This is a genomic window from Pseudothauera lacus (genome assembly GCF_003034845.1).
Classification (GTDB): Bacteria; Pseudomonadota; Gammaproteobacteria; order Burkholderiales; family Rhodocyclaceae; genus Pseudothauera; species Pseudothauera lacus.
In genome coordinates this window covers 269,380-288,727 of the sequence record NZ_PZKC01000004.1, presented here as the reverse complement: position 1 = coordinate 288,727, position 19,348 = coordinate 269,380, and the positions used below count along the sequence as shown (strand labels likewise).

Sequence of the window (19,348 nt, the reverse complement as noted above, 5' to 3'; positions counted from 1 at the left end):
GGGCAAGGGAAATATCGTGACAAATGGTAATGTTTTGCCCAAATGTGTCGCCCTGAAACGGGCGCTGGCCGTTCTCGCCAGTGCCGCACTGGCCTTCCTGCTGCGCTACGCGGTGCTGGAGGCAGGGTTGTTGCCGCGCGACTGCGGCGGCAGCCTGGCCGAAGGGGTGGACGGTCTGTGCGCTGTGAAGTGGCTGCTGGTGCAATCCTTCATCGATCAGCGCCTGGGCTGGCTGAGCCTGGCATGCGCGCTGCTCGCCGTGCTTGCCGCCATCGGCGCGCATGGCCGCCCCGTGCCGGCTGCCGCCCGCGTGTTGGCGTGGCTGGCCATCCATGCAGGCGTCTGGGGGCTGGTGCTGTACAGCTTCGAGCCCGCTGCGGTGGGCTTCATGCTGGCGCTGCTGTTGTTGTCACGCGCCGCGCCGGCGCAGCGCGGGGGCGGCGAGGGCGAGGGCGCAGAGCAGCCAGGCGCAGGCCTGCGGGTTGAGCGGCTCGGTTGACCAGCGCAGCAGCGCGGCGGCGGCGATCACCGCAGCACAGATGCGCTCCTCGCGGCCGTTGTCGGCCAGCCACCAGGCGGCGATGCCGGCGTAAAGGGCCGGCAGGGCATACAGCCAGAGCGGGAAGTCGCGGTAACGCGGATCGAACGCGAGCAGCAGTGCGGCCACTGCGGCAGCAAAGAGCAGCGCTGCACGCAGCACGCTGAAGGCGCGCAGGGCGGCGGTGGCGGGATGTTGCATTGCCGACCACAAGTTGGCGAAGGCCGGTGCCCGGCCCGTGCCTGACCAGTGCGCCAGTGTCACCGGCAGCAGCGCGCCGAGCAGCGCCACGGTGCCCAGCACGGCCCATTCGAGGCCGCTGCGGTAGGCCTGCAGGGCGTGTTCGCCGTGCAGCACGACAATCATGCCGCCTGCCGCGCCGCCACTGGCAGCGGCCAGGCGGCGGGTTGCACCGCTTGTGGCCAGCCCGCATTTCTCACACAGGCACGTCACGAGGGTGCCGAGGCGCCGCGAGCGAGTACGGCGTGCCACGGCGAGCGTATCGGCACCCGCAGTAGCGACGGTGTGAGACATGGGGGCTAGCACCAGGCAGAGCAGGGCGCCGACGACTGCGGCGAATGCAGGGGCGAGGACGCTGTTGCGTTCGGCGACCGCGCCGGCGAGCGGAAACTTGGCTTCCAGTTGTGCCGTGAGCATGCCCCAGTGGCCACCGACGGTGCCTTCGAGGCGGCGCTTCCAGGGTTGGTCGATGGCCTCGATGAGGTTGTAATGCCAGCCTTCGAGGTGGGCGCGGTGTACGAACTCGCGGATGAAGCGCGCCTGGTTGACCTGTGCAGGCCGTGCCGCCTGACGCTGGCGGCCGGCGCTGGGCCAGCCGGTCTCGCCGATCATCACCGGTTTGTCGAAGGCCGCGCGGACCTCCGCGAGCACGCTGCCGACGTGATCGACGGCGTCGTCGATGCCTACCGGGTGATCCTCCCAGAAGGGCAGGATGTGCACGGTGACGCGATCCACCGCAGCGGCAAGTTCGCGGTTCTGCAGCCAGAATTCCCAGACGTCGGCGTAGGTCACCGGCACCTGCGCGCGTGTGCGGGCGTCATCGAGCAAGGCACGCATTTCCGCCGCCGTGCGCTCGCGGCGCAGCAGTACCTCGTTGCCGACGATGAGTACATCGACCACGTCAGGATGGGCATTGGCGAGCGCGATGGCGGTATCGAGCTGGGCGGCGTTGCGTGCCGCATCGGCGCCGATCCACGCCCCGAGCAGCACCTTCAGGCCATGTTCGCGGGCTACTTCGGGAACCTGCTCCAGCCCCTGGTCGACCGAGTAGGTGCGCACGCAGGCACTGATGCGCGCCAGTTCGGCGAGGTCGGCGGCGATCTGCGCGCGTGAAATGCGCAGGTCGGCATCGAAGGGTGTCTGGCCGGGGAGACGGAAGGGGGCGTAGGAGACGCACTGCAGCCGTTCGCCATCCTCCAGGTGAAGGTCGTGCATGGCGACCGGACGCATCTGCCAGCCCAGATAGGCAAGCAGGCCAAGCAGGGCAAGGAGATTGAGGGTCAGCAGGGCGCGCCAGTGCGCGCCGGGCGAGTCTGTCGTGGGTTGCACCGTTGATCGGCCGGTCAGTGTGAGGCCGCGATTCTACGCCCGGCGGCGGTCGTCACGCACGACGACGACAGGGATCAACAGACCAGCCCGGGCTCCAGCCGTGAGGGTGGAGCCCGGCAAGGGATGCGCAGCCGGGCAGGGCAGGGTCGAGGGCGCTGCCGGTGTTCCGCCGCTGGCCGGCGTGCGCCGTCTCAGCGCAGGCCGGCGTTGAGCATAGGCTCGCTGTAGGTACGGTCAACGTGGGGGATGTGCTTGACCAGCCAGTCCTTGAGGAACTGCGTGGTCTCCGTGGTGATCTCGGCCTGACCGGACTGGAACTTGGCGTACAGCCCGGTACAGGTGGCAATCAGGTTGTCGTGCTCGGCCTTGTGAGCTGCGCTGTTGGCGTAGCCGCACTTGCCGAAGTTCTCCTCTTCGGAGAGGAAGTGGGCTTGAACCGTGCTCAGCAACTGCTCCAGCTTTGCGCGGGTCTGGGCGCGGTCGCCACCTTGCACCGCGGCGTGGAGGGCATTGAGGCCGTCGAAGATGGCCTGGTGCTCCTTGTCGTGGGTGTCAACGTTGGTGGCGAACTGTTCTTTGGTCCATGTGATGAGACTCATGCGGGGAAGCTCCATTCGGGCGCGTCGATGAGGACGGCAATGTTGGTCGGAATCGTGCCGTGGCCACAGCGGCAGCCATCGTAAAGCAATCCGTAAAATGCAAATGGCATTGAAAAGATTTGCTTACGAATTTCTGCGGAATTCCCCCGGGGCCTGTTCTCATCCGCCAGCGCGAATGAGAACAGGCCCTAATGTCATTGTGCGCAGGTGCTGGTGCGCTCAGGGGTGCGCCTTGAGTTTGCCAGCACCTGGAAGTGCTGCGCTTCAGTACTCCCCCATCGGCACGCAGGCGCAGAACAGGTTGCGGTCGCCATACACGTCGTCGATGCGCCCGACGCTCGGCCAGAACTTGTTCTCGGCCACCCAGGGCAGCGGGAAGGCGGCTTCCTCGCGGCTGTAGGCGTGGTTCCATGCGGCGGCGGAGACCTCGAACTGGGTGTGCGGGGCGTTCTTCAGCGGGTTGTCCTCGGCCGGCAGCTCGCCGCGTTCGATGCGGGCGATTTCCTCGCGGATCGCCACCATCGCGGCGATGAAGCGGTCCAGCTCGGCCAGGTCTTCCGACTCGGTCGGCTCCACCATGATGGTGCCGGGTACCGGGAAGGACATGGTCGGGGCGTGGAAGCCGTAGTCCATCAGGCGCTTGGCGATGTCCACCTCGCTCACCCCGGTGGCCGCCTTGAGCGGGCGGATGTCGAGGATGCACTCGTGCGCCACCCGGCCCTTGCCGCCGGTGTACAGCACCGGGTAGTGCGGCGCGAGCTTCGTCGCCACGTAGTTGGCGTTGAGGATGGCCACCTCGGTGGCGCGCTTGAGGCCTTCGCCGCCCATCATGGCGATGTACATCCATGAGATCGGCAGAATGCTGGCCGAGCCGAACGGTGCGGCGGACACCGCGCCCTGGCCCTTGTTGGCGCGATCCGGGGCGCCGGTGGGCGACACCACGTGGTCGGCCATGAAGGGGGCAAGATGCGCCTTCAGGCCGATCGGGCCCATGCCCGGGCCGCCGCCGCCGTGCGGGATGCAGAAGGTCTTGTGCAGGTTCATGTGCGAGACGTCCGCGCCGATGGTGGCCGGCGAGGTGAGGCCGACCTGGGCGTTGAGGTTGGCGCCGTCCATGTACACCTGGCCGCCGTGGGCGTGCACCGCGGCGCAGATTTCGCGGATGTTCTCCTCGAACACGCCATGCGTGGACGGGTAGGTGATCATCAGCGCGGCCAGGCGCTCGCCATGCTGCGCGGCCTTGGCCTTGAGGTCGTCGAGGTCGACGTTGCCGTTGTCGTCGCAATTGACCGCCACCACCTCCATGCCGCACATCTGTGCGGTGGCCGGGTTGGTGCCGTGGGCGGACTTGGGGATCAGGCAGACGGTGCGCTGGGCTTCGCCGCGCGCGGCGTGGTAGCGCAGGATGGCCACCAGGCCGGCGTATTCACCCTGCGCGCCGGAGTTGGGCTGCATGCAGATGGCGTCGAAGCCGGTAACCGCCTTGAGGTAGTCGGCCAGCCCGTCGATCATCTCGATGTAGCCCTGGGCCTGCTCGCGCGGCGCGAAGGGGTGCAGGTTGGCGAACGCCGGCCAGGTTACCGGGATCATCTCGCTGGTGGCGTTGAGCTTCATGGTGCAACTGCCCAGCGAGATCATCGAATGGTCGAGCGCGAGGTCGCGGTTCTGCAGCTTCTTGAGGTAGCGCAGCATCTCGTGCTCGGTGTGGTGGGTGTTGAACACCGGGTGGGCGAGGATGGCGTCGCTGCGCAGCAGGCCGGCGGGCAGGGCGCCGCCAGCGGCGACCACCGCGGCATCCAGCGCGGCGAGGTCGCTGCCGGCGCCGAAGAGCGCCAGCAGGGCGGCAACGTCGTCCGCGGTGGTGGTTTCGTCCATTGCCACGCCGACCGTCTCGCCGGAGGCCTGGCGCAGGTTGAAGCCGGCCGCTTCCGCGGCGACGAGCAGTTGCGCGGTGCGTGCACCGGTATGCACCAGCACGGTGTCGAAGAAGTGCCTGCTGAGCACCTTGATGCCGGCCTGGCGCAGGCCTTCGGCGAAGATCGCCGCCAGGCGGTGGATGCGCGCGGCGATGGTCTTCAGGCCCTGCGGGCCGTGATAGACGGCGTAGAGGCCGGCCATGTTGGCCAGCAGCACTTGGGATGTGCAGATGTTGGAGTTGGCCTTCTCGCGGCGGATGTGCTGCTCGCGGGTCTGCAGCGTCATGCGCAGCGCGGTCTTGCCGTGGCGGTCCTTGGAGACGCCGATGATGCGCCCCGGCATGGCGCGCACGTAGGCCTCGCGGGTGGCGAAGAAGGCGGCGTGCGGGCCGCCGAAGCCCATCGGCACGCCGAAGCGCTGGGCCGAGCCGAGCGCGATGTCCGCGCCCATCTTGCCGGGCGACTTGAGCAGCAGCAGGGCCATCAGGTCGCAGGCCACCGCGCTGATCGCGCCCTTGGCCTTCAGCGCGGCGAGCGGGGCGGCGAGGTCGCGCACCTCGCCATTCACGTCCGGGTATTGCAGCAGGGCGCCGAACACGTCATGGCTGGCGGCCTCGACCGCCGGCCCCAGGATCAACTCGAAGCCGAAGTAGTGCGCGCGGGTGCGCAGCACGTCCAGGGTCTGCGGGAAGCAGGCTTCATCGACGAAGAAGGCGTTCGACTTGGCCTTCGACACGCGGCGCGCCATTGCCATGGCTTCGGCGGCGGCGGTGGCTTCGTCCAGCAGCGAGGCGTTGGCCAGTTCCAGGCCGGTGAGGTCGATCACCATCTGCTGGAAGTTGAGCAGGGCCTCCAGGCGACCCTGGGCGATCTCGGCCTGGTAGGGCGTGTAGGCGGTGTACCAGCCCGGGTTTTCCATGACGTTGCGCAGGATTACCGCCGGGGTGTGGGTGCCGTAGTAGCCCAGGCCGATGAAGGACTTCTTCACCACGTTCTTCGCCGCGATGGCGGCCAGCGCGGCGAGCGCCTCGTGTTCCGGGCGGCTGCCGGCCAGCGCCAGCGGCTTCTCCAGACGGATCGCCGCGGGCACGGTCTGGTCGATCAGCGCGTCCAGGCTGGGCGTACCGAGTGCGGCCAGCATGGTGGCGATCTCGGCCGGGTTGGGGCCGATGTGGCGTTCGAGGAAGGCGTCGCGCTGTTCGAGGCGGGCGAGCGGGGCGGTGAGGAAATCCTGCATGGTCGTGGTCCGGGCCGTGGGGTCGGGAATAGGTCGGCGCCTGCAAACTGTTCGCCCTGAGCTTGTCGAAGGGCGTTTCCGGTGCAGGCTGCTATCGGGCTTCGACTGGCTCAGCCCGAACGGTGGAGGGCGTATCTCAGGCGATCGCGGCGGCGTAGCCGGCGGCATCCAGCAGACCGCCGAGGTCGGCGCCGGCGGCCGGGCGCAGCTTGAACAGCCAGGCGGCGTAGGCGTCGGCGTTGACGCTTTCCGGCGCGTCAATCGCGGCCTGATTGCAGTCGATGATCTCGCCGGCCACCGGGGCATAGATGTCGGACGCGGCCTTCACCGACTCGATCACCGCGCAGGCTTCACCGGCGGCGACCACGCGGCCGGCTTCCGGCAGTTCCAGGAAGACCACGTCGCCGAGCGCTTCCTGAGCGTGGTCGGTGACGCCGATGGTCAGCGTGCCGTCGGCTTCGACGCGGATCCATTCGTGGGACGGGGTGTACTTCAGGTCGGCAGGCATGTTGCTCATGGCGGGCTTCCTTTGTGGGACGGTTTCAGGGATGTTCGAAAGGGTTCAGCAGGCCGATCCCGCAGCCCTCGAAGTCGCGGGTGTTGCGGGTGACCAGGGTCAGGTTGTGGGCCTGGGCGGTGGCGGCGATGAGCATGTCCGGCTGACTGCGGACAATGCCAAGGCGGGCGAACTGCCCGCGCAGTGTGCCGGCCCGGCGGGCGATGTCCTCGGTTACGGGCAGCACGGTGCAGCGCTCCGCGAGGAACTGCTCGTAGCCGGTCAACAGGGCGTAACGCTCCTTGCGCACCAGACCGAAGACGGATTCATCGACCGAAACCGCCGAAAGTGCGTAACGGGCCTGTCCAGAGAGCCAGGCCACGACACCGGCGTTGGGGCGCGGACGCATCAATTCGCTGACGATGTTGGTGTCGACCAGGTACTTCATGCCAGCCGGTCGTCCTCTTCGAGCATCTCGTCGAAGGCGTTCGGGCGCATTGCGGCAAAGCGGTCGGGCTCCGGAATCGGGTCCTCATCACCGCCAGCAAGCGCACGCAGGATGGCGAACTCCTCCAGCAGGGTGCGCTGGGGTTTCTGCTGGCTGGCTTTCCAGTTCTGGAAGGCTTCCAGTTCGTCAGCCGGAATCACCGCGGCCACCGGGCGGTTGCGGTTGTAGATGAGCTGCGGCTCTTCGGCGGCGAGGCGCAGCACTTCGGAGAGGTGCTGCTTGGCTTGGGCGACGTTCCAGTTCATGGCTGTGTCCTCATGTCCATCTTCATGTTCATTATAGACATGATGGATGGTCCTGCTCGCCGCTCAGACCAGCGCCTTGCCGTTGCGCACGAAGGGCAGTTTCACCGTGCGGGCGGCGAGCGCCTTGCCGCGTACCTCCACCTGCACGCTTTCACCGGGTTCGGTGCCGGCGGGCAGGCGCGCGAAGGCAATGGACTTTTCCAGCGAGGGCGAGAAGCTGCCGCTGGTGGTTTCACCCTCGCCGCGCGCGCTGGCCACCTTCATGTGGGCGCGCAGTACGCCTTTGTCTTCCAGGATCAGGCCGAGGAAGGCCTTCGCTTCGGTATGGGTTTCCAGCATGGTGCGGCCGACGAAATCGCGGCCTTCGTCGCGCAGGTCCACGGTCCACGCCAGTCCGGCATCCAGCGGGCAGACCTGCTCGTCCATGTCCTGGCCGTAGAGGTTCATGCCGGCTTCCAGGCGCAGCGTGTCGCGCGCGCCCAGGCCGCAGGGGCGCACGCCGGCGGCGAGCAGTGCCTCCCACATGGCCGCGGCCCGCGCCGCGGGGACGGCGACCTCGATGCCGTCTTCGCCGGTGTAACCGGTGCGGCCGACGAACAGGTCGCCCAGGCGCACGGCGGAGAAGGGGGCGGGAATGCCGCTGGCGGTGTTCAGTTCGGGGATGGCCTGCGCTGCACGCGCCAGTGCGTTGGGGCCTTGCACGGCGATCATGGCGAGGTCGCGGCGCGCCTCCAGGGTGACGTTGGCGCCACTGGCGGCGATGCGCTGGCGCATCCAGGCGACGTCCTTGTCTGCGGTGCCGGCGTTGACCACGATGCGGTATTCCGCCTCGGACATGCGGTACACGATCAGGTCGTCGATGACTCCGCCGGTTTCGTTGAGCATGCAGCTGTAGAGCGCCTTGCCGGGCGTCTTCAGACGTGCGACGTCGTTGGCCAGCAGACCGCGCAGGAAATCGGTGGTGCCCGCGCCGGAGAGGTCCAGGCCAAGCATGTGGGAGACATCGAACATGCCGGCGTCGCGGCGCACCGCGTGATGCTCCTCGATCTGCGAGCCGTAGTTCACCGGCATCTCCCAGCCGGCGAAATCCACCATGCGTGCGCCGGCGGCGAGGTGGGCGGAGTACAGCGCGGTGCGCTTGGCGGGGGCGGTCTGCGGGGTGCTCATGGCGGGCTCCGGAAAGGTGAACGAAAAAGGGCGAGGCCGGCCGCCTTGGCCCGCTTCGCCCCATCTGTCCCTTCTACCTGAGAGATTCCGGCGGATGCGCCGGGTGCCCCTTCGGTGGATGCGCCGGCGCATCCTGCGCCCGCATCGCTCTCCAGACTTGAATTGCCGTGCGCGGTCCTTTTGCCTGAGCGGTTCCGGGGGGTTACGCCTTCGGCGACTCGACTGGGAGTGCTCTCCCGCGCGACCGGCGGACGATAGCACTCCCGGGGGGGCGGAGCAAGCACCGGGCGGTATCAGCCCGTGCCGTCGTGCACGCGCTATGCTCTCGCCTTCGCTTTCCGATCCTTCCGCAGCCCGCATGCGTCCTTCACGTTCCCGCTTCGTCGACATCCGCGGTTTCTCCTGCCATCTGCGCGAATGGGGCGCGGCGGGCGCGCCGCGCCTGTTCATGCTGCACGGCTGGATGGACGTCTCGGCCTCCTTCCAGTTCGTCGTCGATGCGCTGGCCGACGATTGGCACGTCATCGCGCCCGACTGGCGCGGCTTCGGGCGCAGCGCGTGGTGTGGCGATGCGTACTGGTTTGCCGATTACCTCGGTGATCTCGATGCGCTGCTGCGTGCCTTGTCGCCTGAACAGCCGGCGCGTCTGGTCGGGCACAGCATGGGCGGCAATGTCGCCTGCCTGTATGCCGGGGTGCGCCCCGCGCGGGTGGCCGCGGTGGTGGCGCTGGACGCCTTCGGGCTGGCTGACCGCGCGGCGGAAGAGGCCCCCGGGCGCTACGAGAAGTGGCTCGACGAGCTGGCGCGGCCGCAGGCCTTCCGCAGCTATGCCAGCTTCGACGAACTTGCCGCCCGCCTGATGCGCGACAACCCCCGCCTGCCCGCCGATCGTGCGGCCTGGCTGGCCCGCCATCTGGGTGAGGACGACGGTGCCGGCGGCGTGCGCCTGGCTGGCGATCCGGCCCACAAGCGCGTCAACGCGGTGCTCTATCGCCGCGCCGAAGCCGAAGCCTGCTGGCGCCGGGTGCGCGCGCCGGTGCTGTGGGTGGAGCCGGAGAGCGACGAACTGCGTCGTCGGCTGGGCGTGGATGCGCACGCGCATGCTGCCGCCAAGGCCTGCTTCCGCGACTTTCGCGAAATCGTGCTGCCGCATTGCGGCCACAACCTGCACCACGACCGTCCGGCTGATGTGGCGCGGGCAATCGAAGGTTTTTTCAGTAGATGAAGCGTGGCGCCAGCGACGTCAGGTTCAGTTCGGCGAGGATGGCTTCGGCGCGTGCGCGGGCGTTGCCGCGCGGCTGGCCGCTGCGGCGGGCGATGATCAGTTCGTTCTTCATCGAGTGTTCCCAGCCCACCAGCTCGGTCACCGTGAGGCTGTAGCCGTGCGCTTCGAGCAGCAGGCAGCGCAGCACGTTGGTGAGCTGACTGCCGAATTCGCGGGTATGGATGGGGTGGCGCCAGATCTCCGCCAGCGGGGTGCGCGACAGTGATGCGGACTTGTGCTGGCGCAGTGCGGCGGCGACTTCGGCCTGGCAGCAGGGCACCAGTACGATGGACTGCGCCTGCTTGTGCAGGGCGAAGCGGATGGCGTCGTCGGTGGCGGTGTTGCAGGCGTGCAGCGCGGTGACGATGTCCACCTGCGCGGGCAACTGTGCGGAGGTGATCGACTCTTCCACCGACAGGTCGTGGAAGCGCATCCGCGCGAAGCCCAGGCGGTCGGCCAGTGCGCGCGAGCTCTTCACCAGCTCGGCGCGGCTCTCGATGCCGATCACCTTGCCCTGCGCGCGCGCCTTGAGGAAGAGATCGTAGAGGATGAAGCCGAGATAGGACTTGCCGGCGCCATGGTCGACCAGCACCGCATCGGCGCTGCGCGCGAAGCTCTCTTCGAGCAGGGGTTCGATGAAGTTGTAGAGGTGATAGACCTGCTTGAGCTTGCGCCGGCTGTCCTGGTTGAGCTTGCCGTCGCGGGTGAGGATGTGCAGGGCCTTGAGCAGTTCGATGGACTGTTCGGGGCGGATTTCCGGGGCGGCGGGCATGGCTGGTGGCGGCTTGGGGGTGCGGGGGAGGGCGCTCATTCTACCGGGTGGCGCGGTGCCGTGCCGGCAGAGGCGTTAGAATGCGCGTCATGAACGCCGACCTGCATTGCCACTCCACCGTTTCCGACGGCCTGCTGAGCCCTGCGGAGGTGGTCCGGCGCGCCTGTGCCAACGGTGTCGACCTGCTTGCGCTGACCGATCACGATGAAGTCGGCGGTGTCGATGAGGCCGCTGCGGAGGCCGCACAGCACGGGCTGGCCTTCGTGCCCGGGGTGGAGATCTCGGTCTCCTTCGCTGGGGAGACCATCCACATCGTCGGTCTCGGCATCGATCACCGCAACGCCGCGCTGCTTGCCGGTCTGGCGCAAGTGCGCGGCGGGCGCGATGCGCGCGCCGTGCGCATGGGCGAGGAGCTCGCCCGCATCGGCATTCGCGGCGCACTCGAAGGTGCGCGCGCCTTTGCCGGCAACCCGGCACTGGTGAGCCGTTCGCACTTTGCCCGTTTCCTCGTCACCAGCGGCGTGATGCCCGACGTCAAGACCGTCTTCGACCACTACCTGGTGCGCGGCAAGCCCGGCTTCGTCGAGCATCAGTGGGCGCAGCTGGAGGAGGCGGTGGGCTGGATCCGTGGCGCCGGCGGCATTGCCGTGGTCGCCCATCCGGCGCGCTACCGGCTCTCCGGCGACAACATGCGCCGTCTCTTCGACCGCTTTCAGGACGCCGGCGGTGAAGCTGTGGAGGTGGTCTCCGGCGCCCATACGGCGGAGGAGGCCGCCCGCTTCGCCAGCGAGGCGCGCCGCCGTGGCCTGCTGGCGTCGCGCGCCTCCGATTTTCACGGCGAAAGGGAGAGCGCAGTTGACCTCGGGCGCTGCAATCCGCTGCCACCCGACCTCGTGCCGGTGTGGTCGCGCCTGCCGCACTGACGCTGCCGCTGCGCCCGTGCGCACCATAACTACAACAGATTCGAGATCATGGCCCAGTTCTTCGCACTGCACCCCGAGCAACCCCAGCCACGGCTGATCCGTCAGGCCGCGGAGATCATGCGTGGCGGCGGCCTTGTCGCCCTGCCCACCGATTCGGCCTATGCCCTCGCCGCGCTGGCCGGAGACGGCAGCGTGCTGGCGCGCATCCGCCGCATCCGCGACGTCGACGAGCGCCACCATTTCACCCTGATGTGCCGCGACCTCTCCGAGATCGCCACCTTCGCCCGTGTGGACAACGCCCAGTTCCGCCTCCTCAAGGCCACCACGCCGGGGCCCTATACCTTCATCCTGGAGGGCACCAAGGAGTTGCCGCGCCGCGTGCTTCACCCCAAGCGCAAGACCATCGGCCTGCGCGTGCCCGCCCACCCGGTGGTGTCTGCGCTGCTCGAAGAACTCGACGAGCCCATGCTCACCTCCACCCTGCTGCTGCCCGGCGAGGCGCTGCCGCTGACCGACGCCGAAGAGATTCGCGAGCGCCTGGAAAAGCAGGTCGACCTGGTCATCGAGGCCGGCTACTGCGGCCCGGAAGCCACCACCGTGATCGATCTCAGCAGCGGGGCGCCGCAACTCGTGCGTGCCGGACGCGGCGACCTGGCACCCTTCGGGCTGGAAGCGGACTGAGCCGCGGGGGGCTTCATCCCGCTCTGCTAGAATGCCCGCTTTCCGAGCCGAACATCCATGGATTCGCTGATCCCCACGCTGGCCATCTGGGCCCTCCCGGTCCTGCTGGCGATTACCCTGCATGAAGCCGCGCATGGCTACGTCGCGCGCCATTTCGGTGATCCCACCGCGCATCTGGCCGGACGCATCACGCTCAACCCCTTCAAGCACATCGACCCGGTGGGCACCATTCTGGTCCCCATCGCCATCCTCACCCTGAGCACCCTTTTCGGTGGCGGCGGCATCCTCTTCGGCTGGGCCAAACCGGTGCCGGTGGATTTCGGCCGCCTGCGCAACCCCAAGGGCGACATGCTGTGGGTGGCTGCGGCCGGGCCCTTCGTGAACCTGCTGATGGCGCTGGGCTGGGCGCTGGTGTTCAAGATTGCCAGCAGCTCGCCGGAGAACGCCTATACCCTGCCGCTGGAACTGATGGCCGAGGCCGGCATGATCATCAACGCCGTGCTGATGTTCCTCAACCTGCTGCCGATTCCGCCGCTCGACGGCGGGCGCATTGCGGTGAGCCTGCTGCCGGGCCGGCTGGCCTGGCAGTTCTCCCGTCTCGAACCCTACGGGTTCCCCATTCTCCTCGTGCTGCTGTTCACCGGCGTGCTGGGGTCCATCCTCGGGCCGCTGATCGCCGGGTTCCGCTTCGTCCTTGCAACGACTTTCGGGTTCTATCTCTAAGCCATGTACGCAGAACGCGTTCTCTCCGGCATGCGGCCTACCGGCCGCCTGCATCTGGGCCACTACCACGGCGTCCTCAAGAACTGGGTGAAACTGCAGGAGGAATACCCCTGCCTGTTCTTCGTCGCCGACTGGCACGCCCTGACCACCGCCTACGACAGCCCGCAGGTTATCGAGGAGAGCATCTGGGACATGCTCATCGACTGGCTGGCGGCCGGCGTCGACCCCGCCCAGGCCACGCTGTTCATTCAGTCGCGGGTGCCGGAGCACGCCGAACTGCACCTGCTGCTCTCCATGATGTGCCCGCTGGGCTGGCTGGAGCGCGTGCCGACTTACAAGGATCAGCAGGAAAAGCTGTCGGAAAAGGACCTGTCCACCTACGGCTTCCTCGGCTATCCGCTGCTGCAGTCGGCCGACATCCTGATCTACCGCGCCGACAAGGTGCCGGTGGGCGAGGACCAGATCCCTCACATCGAATTCACCCGCGAAATCGCGCGGCGCTTCAACCACCTCTACGGCCGTGAGCCCGGCTTCGAGGACAAGGCGCGCGATGCGGTCAAGAAGCTTGGCTCCAAGCGAGCCCGCCTGTACGAGGAGTTGCGCGTACGCTTCCAGCAGGAAGGCGACGAGGCTGCAGTGGAACAGGCCCACGCCATGCTCGAAGAAGCGCAGAACCTCAGCCTTGGCGACCGCGAACGTCTGTACGGCTACCTCGAAGGCAGCGGCAAGATGATCCTGGTGGAGCCGGAATCCATGCTCACCGAGGCTTCGCGCATGCCCGGCCTGGACGGCCAGAAGATGTCCAAGAGCTACGGCAACACCATCTTCCTGCGCGAGGACGACGAATCGGTCACCAAGAAGATCCGCACCATGCAGACCGACCCCGCACGGGTGCGGCGCACCGATCCGGGCGACCCGGAGAAGTGCCCGGTGTGGCAGTTCCACGTCATCTACTCCGACGACGGCACGCGCGACTGGGTGCAGCAAGGCTGTCGCAGCGCCGGCATCGGCTGCATCGAATGCAAGCAGCCGGTGATCGAGGCGGTGGTCAAGGAGCAGGGCGAAATGCGTGAGCGTGCCCAGCCCTACGTCGACGACCCCAGTCTGGTGCGCAACATCATCGCCGACGGCTGCGAGCGCGCGCGCAAGCTGGCCCAGGACACCATGCGCGACGTGCGCGAGGCCATGGGCCTCAGCTACGGCTGAAGCACGCCTCCGCATGAACATGCCGCTCGACCTCGCGCCGGCCGAGACGCCCAGCGAGGCCGCGGCCGTCGCGCGCCTCTACGGCCAGCCCATGCTGGAGCTGCCGCGCGACCTCTACATCCCTCCCGATGCGCTGGAAGTCTTCCTCGAAGCCTTCGAAGGCCCGCTGGACCTGCTGCTCTACCTGATCCGCAAGTCCAACGTCGACATCCTCGACATCCCCATGGCGCCGCTGACGGTGCAATACCTGGCCTATGTCGAGGCCATGCGCGCCACCAACCTGGAGCTGGCCGCCGACTACCTGCTGATGGCGGCGATGCTGCTGGAGATCAAGTCGCGCATGCTGCTGCCGCGCCCGCCGCGCGAAGCCGAGGGCGAGGAGGGCGACCCGCGCGCCGAACTGGTGCGCCGCCTGGTCGAGTACGAACAGATGAAGCAGGCCGCCGCCCGCCTCGATGCGCTGCCGCGCGTGGAACGCGATTTCGAATGGGTCAGCGTGTTCGTTGCCGAGAAGGTTGTCGAGCGTCTGCCCGAGCTCACCCTGCACGACCTGCAGCACGCCTGGCTGAAGATCATGCGCAAGGCCCGCCTCAACCAGCATCACCGCGTCGAGCGCGAGGAACTCTCCGTGCGCGAGCACATGAGCGAGATTCTGCGCCGCCTCGGCGGCGGCGACTTCGTCGTCTTCGACGCCCTCTTCGATCCGGCGCTGGGTCCTGCCGGACTGGTGGTGAGCTTCCTGGCGATGCTCGAACTGGTCAAGGAAAAGCTCGTCGAAGTCACCCAGAACGACGCCTTTGCGCCCATCTACGTGAAACTGGCCGATGCAAGCACCGAGCACGCCTGAAGAATTCAAGCGCGTCATCGAGACCGCGCTGCTCGCCGCCGCCGCCCCCATGCCGGTGACCACGCTGCGCCGCCTCTTCGAAGAAGACCCCGGCGCCGACTTTGTCCGCCGCCTGCTCGACGAACTGCGCGGCGACTGGGACGGCCGCGGCGTCGAACTGGTGCAGAGCGCCAGCGGCTGGCGCTTCCAGACCCGCCCCGAATACCAGCCCTACCTCGACCGGCTGAAGGAAGAAAAGCCGCCGAAATACTCCCGCGCCGTGCTGGAAACGCTCGCCATCATCGCCTACCGCCAGCCCGTCACACGCGGCGACATCGAGGACATCCGCGGCGTCGCGGTGTCGCCCAACGTGCTGAAGACGCTCGAATCGCGCGGCTGGATCGACGAAGTCGGCCACCGCGACACCCCCGGCCGCCCCGCACTGTTCGCCACCACCCGGCGTTTCCTCGACGACCTCGGGCTGCGCAGCCTCACCGAACTGCCCGCGCTCACCGAGATCGAGCGCATCATGGACCTGGTGGAACTGCCGGGGCTGGGCGCGGCTGCCGACGCCGGTCCGGCGGAAGAGGGCGAATCCTGAACCGCGCGCCACAGCACCTGTATCCTCCCGGTCCGTCCGCTGCACGGCGGCTATAATCCGCTCATCGATGGCCATCCCGCACGGGTCGGCCGACAAATCAATCCTTCAGGAAGCGAATTCCCTTGTCCACACCGCGCAAGAGCCGCAGTCCGCTGCGACCCCCGACCCAGAAGAAGGCGCATGCCGAGCCGGCGGCGCCGGTACGACGTCCGCGTCCTGTCGATGAATCCGCCGAACAGGCGGTGCGCGGCGAGCCTGCGCGTGCTGCACGGGGGCGCGCACCGGCAGGGCGCGGCAAAGCGGCTGAGCCGCAGATCGAACCCGAGCGCCTGCAGAAGGTGCTTGCCGCGGCCGGGGTTGGCTCGCGGCGCGAGATCGAGGGCATGATCGAGGCCGGGCGTATCGAGGTGAATGGCACCCCGGCGACGCTGGGGCTGAAGATCGGTCCGGGTGACCGCGTCAAGGTCAACGGCAAGCTGGTGCCGCTGCGCTTTGCCCAGCGCGCGCCGCGCGTGCTGCTCTATCACAAGCCGGAAGGCGAGATCGTCTCGCGCGAGGATCCGGATGGTCGTCCGACGGTGTTTGAGCGCCTGCCCATCCTGCGCCGCGGGCGCTGGATCGCGGTGGGGCGGCTGGACTTCAATACCTCGGGGTTGCTGTTGTTTACCAACGACGGCGAGCTCGCCAACAAACTGATGCATCCGCGCTACGAGCTCGAGCGTGAGTACGCCGTGCGCCTGCTCGGCTCGCTCGGCGACGAGCAGGTGGCCTCGCTGCGCGCGGGCATACAGCTCGAGGACGGCGAGGCGCGTTTCAACAGCCTGGTTGATGCGGGCGGGGAAGGGGTCAACCACTGGTACCGGGTGACACTTTCCGAAGGCCGCAACCGCGAGGTGCGACGCATGTTCGAGGCCGTCGGGCTGACCGTGAGCCGGCTGATCCGCGTGCGCTACGGCGCGGTGGAGCTGCCTTCGCGGCTCAAGCGCGGAATGTGGATGGAGATGAGCGACGAGGATGCCTGCCGGCTTGCCGGCCTGCCGCCGCCGGTGGTGAAGCCGGGCGAGCGCAAGCGCGAGGCGCGGGTGCACCGCACCACGCCGCGCGCTTGAGCGCAGCCTCCGGCCGTGCCGCCGGGCCGCCGCCGCAGCCTGCGCGCGGTCGGCGGTGGCAAGACCCGTCATGAGCTGTCGCCCGCTTCCGGCGGCGGGGGCAGATCGGTTATCATCGCGCTTTCCCGCAGTTGCATTCCCATGACCAAATACGTCTTCGTTACTGGCGGTGTCGTGTCCTCCCTGGGCAAGGGCATCGCAGCGGCCTCCCTGGGGGCCATCCTGGAATCCCGCGGCATCAAGGTCACGCACCTCAAGCTGGATCCCTACATCAACGTCGATCCGGGCACCATGAGCCCGTTTCAGCACGGCGAGGTCTTCGTGACCGAGGACGGCGCTGAAACCGACCTCGACCTCGGCCATTACGAGCGCTTCACCAGCGCCAAGATGAGCAAGCGCAACAACTTCACCACCGGCCAGATCTACGAGGCGGTGATCAAGAAGGAGCGCCGCGGCGAGTACCTCGGCAAGACGGTGCAGGTCATTCCGCACATCACTGACGAGATCAAGACCTATGTCAAGCGCGGCGCCGAAGGCGCCGACGTGGCCATCGTCGAGGTTGGCGGCACGGTGGGCGACATCGAGTCGCTGCCCTTCCTGGAGGCCATCCGCCAGATGGGCATCGAGGAAGGCCGCAACGCCACCTGCTTCATCCATCTCACGCTGCTGCCCTACATCCCCACGGCTGGCGAGCTGAAGACCAAGCCCACCCAGCATTCGGTGAAGGAGCTGCGCGAGATCGGCATCCAGCCCGACATCCTGCTGTGCCGTGCCGACCGCTCGATCCCGGCCGACGAGCGCCGCAAGATCGCGCTGTTCTGCAACGTGATGCCGGAGGCGGTGATCGAGTGCCTGGATGCGGATTCGATCTACAAGATCCCCGCGGCGCTGCACGACCAGATGCTTGACGAGATCGTCTGTCACAAGCTCGGCATCCTCGCACGCGCGGCCGACCTGGCGGTGTGGGACAAGCTCATCCACGCGCTGGAAAACCCCGAGCACCAGGTCGATGTCGCCTTTGTCGGCAAGTACGTCGATCTCACCGAGTCCTACAAGTCGCTGATCGAGGCACTCAACCACGCCGGCATGCATACGCGTGCGAAGGTCAACATCCACTATCTCGATTCCGAGGATATCGAGCGGGACGGTTGTGCGGTGCTGGCGAAGATGGATGCCATCCTGGTCCCGGGCGGCTTCGGCAAGCGCGGCACCGAGGGCAAGATCGCGGCGATCCGCTATGCGCGCGAGAACAAGGTGCCCTATCTGGGCATCTGCCTCGGCATGCAGCTCGCGGTGGTGGAGTTCGCCCGCGACGTGGCCGGCATGGCGGGCGCGCATTCGACCGAATTCGAGAAGGACAGCCCCTATCCGGTGATCGGCCTGATCACCGAATGGAAGGATCGCAGCGGCAGGATCGAGAAGCGCAGCGAGGATTCCGACCTCGGCGGCACCATGCGCCTGGGCGGGCAGACCTGCCACCTCAGGGACGGTTCGCTGGCACGTGAGATCTACGGTGCCGCCGACATCGTCGAGCGCCATCGCCACCGTTACGAAGTGAACAACACCCTGCTGACGCAACTCGAAGACAAGGGGCTGGTGGTCTCCGGCCGTGCGCCGGTCACCGACCTGTGCGAGATGGTGGAACTGCCGCGCGACGTGCATCCGTGGTTCGTCGGCTGCCAGTTCCATCCGGAATTCACCTCCAATCCGCGCAAGGGCCATCCGCTGTTCACCGCCTACGTGAAGGCGGCGCTGGCGCGCAAGGCGGGCTGAGGAGTCTGACGATGAAGCTGTGCGGTTTCGAGACCGGCCTGGACCGGCCGCTGTTCCTCATTGCCGGGCCCTGCGTGGCCGAGTCCGAGCAGATGTGCCTGGACATCGCCGGGCAGATGAAGGAGATCTGCGCCGAGCTGGGCATCCCGTACATCTTCAAGGCCTCCTACGACAAGGCCAACCGCAGCTCGGGCAGGAGCTTCCGCGGCCACGGCATGGATGCCGGGCTGAAGATGCTTGCAGCGGTGAAGAGCCAGCTCGGCCTGCCGGTGCTCACCGACGTGCACACCGTGGAAGAGATTCCCGCAGTGGCGGCGGTGGTGGACGTGCTGCAGACGCCTGCCTTCCTGTGCCGGCAGACCGATTTCATCCATGCGGTGGCCGCCTCCGGCAAGCCGGTGAACATCAAGAAGGGGCAGTTTCTCGCTCCGGGCGACATGAAGAACGTCGTCGACAAGGCCAAGGAGGCCAACGGCGGGGCGGACACCATCATGGTGTGCGAGCGCGGCGCTTCCTTCGGCTACAACAACCTGGTGTCGGACATGCGCTCGCTGGCGATCATGCGCGACACCGGCTGCCCGGTGGTGTTCGACGCCACCCATTCGGTGCAGTTGCCGGGCGGGCAGGGCACCGCTTCGGGCGGACAGCGCGAGTTCGTGCCGGTGCTGGCGCGTGCCGCGGTGGCCGCGGGGGTGGCGGGCCTCTTCATGGAAACCCACCCGGACCCCGCCAAGGCGCTGTCCGACGGCCCCAATGCCTGGCCGCTGCCGAAGATGAAGGCGCTGCTCGCCGTGCTGCGCGACCTCGACCGGCTGGTCAAGGCCAGCGGCTTCACCGAACTGCAGGCATGAGCAAGCCTGCCTACCTGGTGGTCGATGCCCGTGTGCATGATGCTGAACGCATTTTGCGTTATCGTGAACTCGCCGAGATCGCCGTTGCGCGTTTCGGCGGCCGCTATCTCGCCCGCGGCGGCGCCACCGAGACGCTGGAAGGTGGATGGGCGCCGCAGCGTCTGGTGATCGTCGCCTTTCCGTCGATGGAGGTCGCGCGCAGCTTCCACGACTCGCCGGAGTATCGCGCGGCGCGTGCGGCGCGTGCCGGCATTGCCGACTTCGACATACTGCTGACCGAGGGGCTGGAAGAGGCCCCCGCGGACAGCGTTTGATTTACCCCACTTTCGATCGATACAGGAAGA

20 protein-coding genes and 1 riboswitch are annotated in these 19,348 nt (G+C 67.7%); of the genes, 12 read left to right on the top strand and 8 right to left on the bottom strand.

From position 1 onward, the window contains the following. The first annotated feature begins 34 nt into the window (after window positions 1-34). Window positions 35-499, top strand: a complete 465-nt coding sequence (locus C8261_RS06880) for a hypothetical protein (RefSeq protein ID WP_235864857.1) — start codon at window positions 35-37, stop codon at window positions 497-499. On the opposite strand, the gene C8261_RS06875 is transcribed toward C8261_RS06880, so the two are convergent. From C8261_RS06875 to gcvT, 7 genes are all read right to left on the bottom strand, one after another. Next, window positions 410-2,107, bottom strand: a complete 1,698-nt coding sequence (locus C8261_RS06875) for a glycoside hydrolase family 17 protein (RefSeq protein ID WP_107492913.1) — start codon at window positions 2,105-2,107, stop codon at window positions 410-412. The two genes, C8261_RS06880 and C8261_RS06875, sit on opposite strands and share 90 nt — an antisense overlap. Window positions 2,108-2,298: 191 nt before the next feature. Beyond that, window positions 2,299-2,706: a bacteriohemerythrin gene (locus C8261_RS06870; protein ID WP_107492912.1), complete on the bottom strand. Its 408-nt coding sequence runs from the start codon at window positions 2,704-2,706 to the stop codon at window positions 2,299-2,301. Window positions 2,707-2,970: 264 nt separating this feature from the next. After that, complete coding sequence (gene gcvP, locus C8261_RS06865; RefSeq protein ID WP_107492911.1) at window positions 2,971-5,859, bottom strand: aminomethyl-transferring glycine dehydrogenase; 2,889 nt, start codon at window positions 5,857-5,859, stop codon at window positions 2,971-2,973. 136 nt (window positions 5,860-5,995) lie between these two features. Next, window positions 5,996-6,376 (bottom strand): glycine cleavage system protein GcvH, encoded by a 381-nt coding sequence (gcvH, locus tag C8261_RS06860; protein ID WP_107492910.1) that lies wholly within the window; start codon window positions 6,374-6,376, stop codon window positions 5,996-5,998. Between the two features lie 25 nt (window positions 6,377-6,401). Next, window positions 6,402-6,803 (bottom strand): type II toxin-antitoxin system VapC family toxin, encoded by a 402-nt coding sequence (locus tag C8261_RS06855; RefSeq protein WP_107492909.1) that lies wholly within the window; start codon window positions 6,801-6,803, stop codon window positions 6,402-6,404. Then, a complete protein-coding gene (locus C8261_RS06850; RefSeq protein ID WP_107492908.1) occupies window positions 6,800-7,108 on the bottom strand; it encodes a type II toxin-antitoxin system prevent-host-death family antitoxin in 309 nt (102 codons plus the stop codon). The genes C8261_RS06855 and C8261_RS06850 overlap by 4 nt, the downstream gene beginning before the upstream one ends. 63 nt (window positions 7,109-7,171) lie before the next feature. Then, the gene (gene gcvT / locus C8261_RS06845) at window positions 7,172-8,275 is read right to left on the bottom strand and encodes a glycine cleavage system aminomethyltransferase GcvT (RefSeq protein ID WP_107492907.1); all 1,104 of its coding nucleotides are present in this window, start codon (window positions 8,273-8,275) and stop codon (window positions 7,172-7,174) included. 162 nt (window positions 8,276-8,437) lie between these two features. After that, window positions 8,438-8,524: riboswitch (glycine riboswitch) on the bottom strand. Between the two features lie 109 nt (window positions 8,525-8,633). Here gcvT and C8261_RS06840 point away from each other — a divergent pair. Then, the gene (locus C8261_RS06840) at window positions 8,634-9,500 is read left to right on the top strand and encodes an alpha/beta fold hydrolase (protein WP_107492906.1); all 867 of its coding nucleotides are present in this window, start codon (window positions 8,634-8,636) and stop codon (window positions 9,498-9,500) included. Here the strand turns inward: C8261_RS06840 and C8261_RS06835 are convergent. Then, window positions 9,490-10,350 carry a class I SAM-dependent methyltransferase gene (locus tag C8261_RS06835; protein WP_235864856.1) on the bottom strand — a complete coding sequence of 287 codons (861 nt, stop codon included), beginning with the start codon at window positions 10,348-10,350 and terminating at the stop codon, window positions 9,490-9,492. The genes C8261_RS06840 and C8261_RS06835 overlap by 11 nt on opposite strands. A 50-nt stretch (window positions 10,351-10,400) precedes the next feature. Here C8261_RS06835 and C8261_RS06830 point away from each other — a divergent pair, with 50 nt between their 5' ends. From C8261_RS06830 to C8261_RS06785, 10 genes are all read left to right on the top strand, one after another. Next, window positions 10,401-11,234 carry a 3',5'-nucleoside bisphosphate phosphatase gene (locus tag C8261_RS06830; RefSeq protein ID WP_107492978.1) on the top strand — a complete coding sequence of 278 codons (834 nt, stop codon included), beginning with the start codon at window positions 10,401-10,403 and terminating at the stop codon, window positions 11,232-11,234. A 48-nt stretch (window positions 11,235-11,282) separates the two neighbouring features. After that, entirely contained in the window at window positions 11,283-11,915 is a 633-nt protein-coding gene (locus C8261_RS06825) for an L-threonylcarbamoyladenylate synthase (RefSeq protein WP_107492904.1), read from the top strand. Window positions 11,916-11,972: 57 nt separating this feature from the next. Then, entirely contained in the window at window positions 11,973-12,638 is a 666-nt protein-coding gene (locus tag C8261_RS06820; RefSeq protein ID WP_107492903.1) for a site-2 protease family protein, read from the top strand. A 3-nt stretch (window positions 12,639-12,641) separates the two neighbouring features. Then, window positions 12,642-13,844 carry a tryptophan--tRNA ligase gene (locus C8261_RS06815; RefSeq protein WP_107492902.1) on the top strand — a complete coding sequence of 401 codons (1,203 nt, stop codon included), beginning with the start codon at window positions 12,642-12,644 and terminating at the stop codon, window positions 13,842-13,844. Between the two features lie 13 nt (window positions 13,845-13,857). Then, entirely contained in the window at window positions 13,858-14,691 is an 834-nt protein-coding gene (locus C8261_RS06810) for a segregation and condensation protein A (protein WP_107492901.1), read from the top strand. Then, on the top strand, window positions 14,669-15,271 hold the full coding sequence (gene scpB, locus C8261_RS06805) for an SMC-Scp complex subunit ScpB (protein WP_107492900.1): 603 nt from the start codon (window positions 14,669-14,671) through the stop codon (window positions 15,269-15,271). Before C8261_RS06810 ends, scpB begins: the two co-directional genes overlap by 23 nt. 122 nt (window positions 15,272-15,393) lie before the next feature. Beyond that, on the top strand, window positions 15,394-16,380 hold the full coding sequence (gene rluB, locus C8261_RS06800; protein WP_107492899.1) for a 23S rRNA pseudouridine(2605) synthase RluB: 987 nt from the start codon (window positions 15,394-15,396) through the stop codon (window positions 16,378-16,380). A gap of 141 nt (window positions 16,381-16,521) precedes the next feature. Continuing rightward, window positions 16,522-18,153: a CTP synthase gene (locus tag C8261_RS06795; protein ID WP_107492898.1), complete on the top strand. Its 1,632-nt coding sequence runs from the start codon at window positions 16,522-16,524 to the stop codon at window positions 18,151-18,153. Window positions 18,154-18,164: 11 nt separating this feature from the next. After that, entirely contained in the window at window positions 18,165-19,004 is an 840-nt protein-coding gene (gene kdsA / locus C8261_RS06790; RefSeq protein ID WP_107492897.1) for a 3-deoxy-8-phosphooctulonate synthase, read from the top strand. Then, the gene (locus C8261_RS06785; RefSeq protein WP_107492896.1) at window positions 19,001-19,318 is read left to right on the top strand and encodes a DUF1330 domain-containing protein; all 318 of its coding nucleotides are present in this window, start codon (window positions 19,001-19,003) and stop codon (window positions 19,316-19,318) included. Before kdsA ends, C8261_RS06785 begins: the two co-directional genes overlap by 4 nt. Window positions 19,319-19,348: the final 30 nt, after the last annotated feature.

Coding starts and splice junctions, on each gene's coding strand:
- C8261_RS06785 (WP_107492896.1), top strand. CDS start 19,001: ATGAGCAAGCCTGCCTACCTGGTGGTCGATGCCCGTGTGCATGATGCT.
- gcvT (WP_107492907.1), bottom strand. CDS start 8,275: ATGAGCACCCCGCAGACCGCCCCCGCCAAGCGCACCGCGCTGTACTCC.
- C8261_RS06840 (WP_107492906.1), top strand. CDS start 8,634: ATGCGTCCTTCACGTTCCCGCTTCGTCGACATCCGCGGTTTCTCCTGC.
- C8261_RS06795 (WP_107492898.1), top strand. CDS start 16,522: ATGACCAAATACGTCTTCGTTACTGGCGGTGTCGTGTCCTCCCTGGGC.
- C8261_RS06810 (WP_107492901.1), top strand. CDS start 13,858: ATGAACATGCCGCTCGACCTCGCGCCGGCCGAGACGCCCAGCGAGGCC.
- C8261_RS06835 (WP_235864856.1), bottom strand. CDS start 10,350: ATGAGCGCCCTCCCCCGCACCCCCAAGCCGCCACCAGCCATGCCCGCC.
- C8261_RS06855 (WP_107492909.1), bottom strand. CDS start 6,803: ATGAAGTACCTGGTCGACACCAACATCGTCAGCGAATTGATGCGTCCG.
- gcvH (WP_107492910.1), bottom strand. CDS start 6,376: ATGAGCAACATGCCTGCCGACCTGAAGTACACCCCGTCCCACGAATGG.
- kdsA (WP_107492897.1), top strand. CDS start 18,165: ATGAAGCTGTGCGGTTTCGAGACCGGCCTGGACCGGCCGCTGTTCCTC.
- scpB (WP_107492900.1), top strand. CDS start 14,669: ATGCAAGCACCGAGCACGCCTGAAGAATTCAAGCGCGTCATCGAGACC.
- C8261_RS06830 (WP_107492978.1), top strand. CDS start 10,401: ATGAACGCCGACCTGCATTGCCACTCCACCGTTTCCGACGGCCTGCTG.
- C8261_RS06820 (WP_107492903.1), top strand. CDS start 11,973: ATGGATTCGCTGATCCCCACGCTGGCCATCTGGGCCCTCCCGGTCCTG.
- C8261_RS06870 (WP_107492912.1), bottom strand. CDS start 2,706: ATGAGTCTCATCACATGGACCAAAGAACAGTTCGCCACCAACGTTGAC.
- gcvP (WP_107492911.1), bottom strand. CDS start 5,859: ATGCAGGATTTCCTCACCGCCCCGCTCGCCCGCCTCGAACAGCGCGAC.
- C8261_RS06815 (WP_107492902.1), top strand. CDS start 12,642: ATGTACGCAGAACGCGTTCTCTCCGGCATGCGGCCTACCGGCCGCCTG.
- C8261_RS06825 (WP_107492904.1), top strand. CDS start 11,283: ATGGCCCAGTTCTTCGCACTGCACCCCGAGCAACCCCAGCCACGGCTG.
- C8261_RS06850 (WP_107492908.1), bottom strand. CDS start 7,108: ATGAACTGGAACGTCGCCCAAGCCAAGCAGCACCTCTCCGAAGTGCTG.